Source organism: Fulvivirga kasyanovii, assembly GCF_009711405.1.
Lineage (GTDB): Bacteria > Bacteroidota > Bacteroidia > Cytophagales > Cyclobacteriaceae > Fulvivirga > Fulvivirga kasyanovii.
The window spans coordinates 1-5177 of record NZ_SMLW01000311.1 but is presented as its reverse complement, the minus strand read 5'-3'; the positions used below and the strand labels follow the sequence as shown (position 1 = coordinate 5177).

The 5177-nt window shown below is 41.2% G+C and carries 5 protein-coding genes; 3 read left to right on the top strand and 2 right to left on the bottom strand.

Features of this window, described 5'->3' with window-relative positions:
* The coding region (locus E1163_RS02615) for a penicillin acylase family protein (RefSeq protein ID WP_155169169.1) at nt 1-2312 on the bottom strand (2312 nt) is incomplete at its 3' end.
* A gap of 112 nt (nt 2313-2424) precedes the next feature.
* Here E1163_RS02615 and E1163_RS02610 point away from each other — a divergent pair.
* The 3 genes from E1163_RS02610 to E1163_RS02600 all read left to right on the top strand — a co-directional run bounded on the left by E1163_RS02610 (nt 2425) and on the right by E1163_RS02600 (nt 4709).
* Nucleotides 2425-3048: a ParA family protein gene (locus tag E1163_RS02610; RefSeq protein WP_155169167.1), complete on the top strand. Its 624-nt coding sequence runs from the start codon at nt 2425-2427 to the stop codon at nt 3046-3048.
* Nucleotide 3049: 1 nt separating this feature from the next.
* Nucleotides 3050-3433, top strand: coding sequence for a hypothetical protein (locus E1163_RS02605; protein WP_155169165.1), 384 nt, complete (start codon nt 3050-3052; stop codon nt 3431-3433).
* Between the two features lie 133 nt (nt 3434-3566).
* The gene (locus E1163_RS02600) at nt 3567-4709 is read left to right on the top strand and encodes a cystathionine gamma-synthase (protein ID WP_155169163.1); all 1143 of its coding nucleotides are present in this window, start codon (nt 3567-3569) and stop codon (nt 4707-4709) included.
* A gap of 63 nt (nt 4710-4772) precedes the next feature.
* On the opposite strand, the gene E1163_RS02595 is transcribed toward E1163_RS02600, so the two are convergent.
* A complete protein-coding gene (locus E1163_RS02595) occupies nt 4773-5081 on the bottom strand; it encodes a hypothetical protein (protein WP_221417917.1) in 309 nt (102 codons plus the stop codon).
* Between the last annotated feature and the right edge of the window lie 96 nt (nt 5082-5177).

The following is a 5177-nucleotide window of genomic DNA, read 5'->3' as shown; positions in this document are numbered from 1 at the left end:
TCATTATAATGGTTACTGAAAGGCACACCCGATTGCCCTGTTGGCAATATACTTTCACTGTTATCAATATCAGAAAAGTCAATTATTCTCCGTGTAGATGGCCCAAAGCTGGTATTAAACAGCTTATCTTCATTGTATGGAAAACCAAGGTTATTCACAACCATTTCAGACCCGCTCAAATGAAAAGGCCCCACATTAAATATCGATTTCAGAAGGGCAACCGATCCCAAAGGATGGTTATGTTCCACAGTATGTACTTTCCCCCATGTCCAGGTATTTGGTTTGTCTCCAAACCTTTTTGAAAGGTACCCTACTGCTTCCTTAAATGCCGACGTAACTATATCCTTCCTATCCTCCACCACTTCTTCAGTAGAGGCATCGTCCCACCATGGCGAGCTTTTGGCAGAAATAAAAACCGGTATACTTCTTTTCATCAGGTAAGTAGACATAAAGGAAGTGAATAGTTTATCTCCTCGATCTTCAAAAGTCGACTTTAAATTATCTTTCATGGCCAGTTCATAAATATTGATCACCCATGGATAAAAAATCGCTGCACCAAGAGTCTCTTTATCATGATATCCGTTCCACACCTTAAAATGTTCAAGCGCCTCCCTTTCCATTTCACTAAGGTCCGATTCAATCAATTCGCTTACCAGCAGTTCTTTCAACTGTTTTATCCCCATATATTTGGAGTCCATAAATAAAGCCTTTAATTCGCTCCTTGACATCCTTCTTTCACTCTCCAGTACCTCAACAATCCTGGCGGCACGCGTATCGGGCAGATAATACCCGGGATATAAAATCTTTCTACCCCTGACATTCATAATAGATTGATTGTTGGCGCTATACACATAGCCCCACGGCGGGTTTTCTGCCTGTGGATTTGCTTCAAAATTGTAATACCCCTGAGGGTCATCCTTTCCCGAGGCACCATCGAGGATCATTTTGGAGTTTACATGGGCAGGACGCTTAGGAAGCCGACCAACCGCCCACCAGGCAATGTTGCCTTGAGCATCGCCATACATCAAATTCAATCCCGGTGCATGTATTTTTGAGCCCGCTGCACGCATATCGTCAATATTCTTCGCAATGGCCATTTCATGCGCTGCATCCAACAGATGATTGGAAAACTGAAAATAAACCCACCACATGGCTATTGGTTGTTCTTTTGACACCCCATCAACCACATCATTTATTACCGGCCCATGCCTGGTACTCCTAACCTCAATTTCAACATTCGTCGAATCTTTTATAGCTATGATCTCCTTACGTGTTTCAAAATCCTCCCAATGATCAACTGCCCAATACTGGCTTCCGTTCTCTTTGCTTACCCGCTCACGATAAAAATCCATATCATCATTCTCAAACATGGTTAAACCGTTGGCCACATGCTCATTATGAATAAGAAAAGCGAATGGTACCCCTGCAATGTGATAGCCGAAATAATTGATATCCGGCGTTGAAAGATGGGCTTCATACCACACAGCCGGTTGAGAAAAACCTATGTGAGGATCATTGCTAAGCACAACTCTGCCGGTTTCTGATTTTTCAGGAGAAAGCACCCAGCTATTACTACCAATGAATGGCGCCAAAGGCATTTTATTCAGCACATCGTTGACATGCCCTGCTATGGCTACATAATCAGAACCCCTGGAGTAACTTTTGATTTTCTCAGAACTGACTGTAGGGTCAACATCAAAGGCCTTTAAATATGACGACCCCATACTGGCAAATGCTGTAACCACAGGATCTGTCTTCTGGGCATTAGCGAAGCTAAAAGACATATAGCCCGTAATATTATAGATGTCTTCAAGTGTGAAAGGAACCTTATCAATTCCTAAAAGCGTAAACTCGATGGGGCTCTTGCCCTCTTTCAGAAACTCATTAACCCCTTGAAGGTACGCTTCGGCAAGTGGCAGTATCCTTGATTTTCTTTCTTTTAGTTCGGCTACGTTTTTCTTTGAGTACTCATGGATGCTAACTGTACGAAAGAATTTATCTGTTTCGAGCAAATCCTTACCAAAAATCTCCGCAAGCCTTCCTGAGGCTATTCTTCTCATCAGCTCCATCTGCCAAAGCCGGTCCTGAGCATGCACATAACCCAAAGCCCTGTAAGCATCCTGATTATTGCTGGCATAAATATGTGGGGTACCGAAAGTATCAAAATAAACCTTCACCGACTTTTCCAGGCCTTTAAATTCATACTCTCCCTGGTACTCCGGCTTTTGATAGTTAACATAAAACAAAAGGAAAACCGCAATTAGAATAGCTAAAGTGGCAAATACGCCAAAAATATATTTTATTACTTTCATAAAGCTCGTTTAAGGGTCACCAATATACAAATTTCCATAAACCGGCAGCAACCCGACAGCTATTAAGAGTGTCGATTTGTTTTTGATGGACGCTATTTATATTTTTATCGTGATGACAAAAGTAATATCATTTATCAGTCGAAAAGGGGGCACGGGTAAAACTACAAATGCCATTAATTTATCTACCATGCTCCATAGTCTGGGCCATCGCATAGCACTTGTTGAAACAGACACCAACTATACGCTGAATACCCTTCGTAAAATGGAGGTTTATAAAGCCGGTGCTAAAGAAAAATCCCTATTTGAGCTGATGGGATCAGAAGACGATCGCATTGCAGAGGAAATAGAAAGCTTACGAGCCCGCGGTGACTTTGACTACATTGTGGTAGACAGTGCAGGAAAACCAACAGATCAGGGAATAAAAAAACTTTGCCTGGTAAGTGATGCCGTAATTGTACCTACCAGCTTAACCCAAAACGACCTCCTGGTGACCTACCAGACCGTATCGGACCTGTCACCTGCGAAGGATTTGAACAAAGAGCTAAAAATAATGGTATTGCCTAATCGAATTCATAGCCTTACGAAGCATAAAACCATAAAGGAGGCTATGAACAACCTGGATGCACACATACTAGATATAGCTGTTCCTCAAAAGAACCTTTTTGTTAATTTCAGTACTATTCTTGCAGAAAAAGAGTATCTTGACATAGCCAATGCAATTATAAAACAACTATAAAATGGCAAAGAGAAAAAACCCTTTAAAAGATATTGATGCTTTTTTAAAACAGGAATCCACCTCTTTTGTCGATCCTGAAAAAATAAGTCCAAAGAAAGAAAAAAAAGCTGCCAGCACAAAGGATAAAGCGTCTCTTGCTTCTGAGAGCACATCAACAGAAAAAGGAGAACAAGTATCAAAGGAAGATATAATTGCAGAACTTCATACCCTGGCCAGCAAGGAGGGGGGTGCATTCAGAGGCTCATTCTACAGTATTATCCGGGAAACTTTAGAAAGCCTGGAGCACTCTACTGCTGAAGATAAAATGCTTATCAATACTTTACTCTACATTAACGATAAGAACAACTGGAAGAAAAACATTAAGAGCTACTGGCAAAACAAATAACCCCTTCCCTATCCGCTTTCCTGAGTCTGAAAATTTATTCCGTATAGGAATAGCAAGTGCTATTAATCCCTATTTTAACAAATTACCTTACATTTTTTTAATATTAGTCTAAAAACCTAAAATCTATATTTATATGAAGTTTGGAACCAAAGCGATACACGCCGGTGTAGAGCCAGATCCTACAACAGGTGCGATTATGACACCAGTCTATCAAACCTCAACATACGTACAGGCCTCTCCCGGAGCTCATAAGGGGTATGAATATTCTAGAACTCAAAATCCAACCCGGGACGCCTTGCAAAAAAGCCTGGCCGAACTGGAAAACGGAAAACATGGCCTGTGCTTTTCGTCCGGCCTGGCAGCTATAGATGCTGTTATTAAGCTATTAAATCCCGGCGATGAAGTAGTAGCTGCTAATGATCTATATGGGGGCACATACCGTTTGTTCACTAAAATATTCTCCAAATACGGCATTAAATTCCATTTTGCAGGAATGGGAGACATAGGTGACATTGAGAAGCACATCAATGATAACACAAAACTCATCTGGCTGGAAACACCAACCAATCCGATGATGAACATAATTGATATTAAGGGGGCAGCAGAAATAGCCAAAAAACATGATATATTACTGGCTGTTGACAACACTTTCGCGACACCTTATTTACAGAATCCATTGGACTTTGGAGCCGACATTATAATGCACTCCGTAACAAAGTACCTGGGAGGTCACTCTGATGTTGTAATGGGTGCCCTTGTAGTCAAAGATCAAAAGCTTAATGATGACCTTGCGTTTATCCAAAACAGTAGCGGGGCAACTCCAGGACCTCAGGACTGCTTTCTTGTACTCAGAGGTATAAAAACGCTACACCTGAGAATGCAAAGACATTCGGAAAACGGTCGAAAAATAGCTGAATTTTTAAAAGATCATCCCAGGGTAGACAGATTGTACTGGCCTGGTTTGGAAAGTCACCCAAACCACAACATTGCAAAAGAGCAGATGCGTGACTTTGGTGGAATGATATCATTCACTCTTAAAGGAGACAGTAAAGATGAAGCATTTAAAGTTTTGGAGAGCTTCCATTATTTTTCTCTTGCAGAATCTTTAGGAGGTGTAGAGTCACTGGTAAACCACCCTGCCACCATGACCCATGCAAGTATACCCAGAGAAGAAAGAATTAAAATAGGCTTATTGGACTCCTTGATCAGGCTGAGCGTAGGTATTGAGGATGCAGACGATCTGATTGAAGACCTTAAAGCTGCCCTCGAGAAATAGCCGACAATAACAGAACTCCCTTAACTCATCCAATGAATTAAGGGAGCTTTTTTAACAAAACCACTAGTTATCACCTCTTTCCTGTAAGTCGTTTTTCTGCCTTCGAATGTGACGATTAGCTCGATTTTGCATATTATTAAGTCTCTCCCTTTCATCAGGAGTTACTTCTCCATCAGCCTTTGTTCGACGCTCAACTCTTCTTATATGGCGCTGTTCTGCCTTTAAGGCTCGGGCTTCACTTCTTGTCAATTCTCCGGAAGCCCTCCCTTCAGCGATCCTGGCCTGTTGAACAGATTGCCTGGCATTGGTTTGAGCCACAGATGTAAAATGAAGCATGAATAACATAGCGGAGAAAAAAATTATTCTTTTCATAAAAGTAGCATTTAAAATGTTTACCCTCTTTGATGCCTTTAAGCACAAAAGGTTTAACGGCTACCTGAAATTTATGAAGTAATTTTTTCTGAGGTG

Bases quoted from the DNA above. Each gene is read 5' to 3' on its own strand.
- E1163_RS02610 (WP_155169167.1), top strand. From the start codon at position 2,425: ATGACAAAAGTAATATCATTTATCAGTCGAAAAGGGGGCACGGGTAAA.
- E1163_RS02605 (WP_155169165.1), top strand. From the start codon at position 3,050: ATGGCAAAGAGAAAAAACCCTTTAAAAGATATTGATGCTTTTTTAAAA.
- E1163_RS02600 (WP_155169163.1), top strand. From the start codon at position 3,567: ATGAAGTTTGGAACCAAAGCGATACACGCCGGTGTAGAGCCAGATCCT.
- E1163_RS02595 (WP_221417917.1), bottom strand. From the start codon at position 5,081: ATGAAAAGAATAATTTTTTTCTCCGCTATGTTATTCATGCTTCATTTT.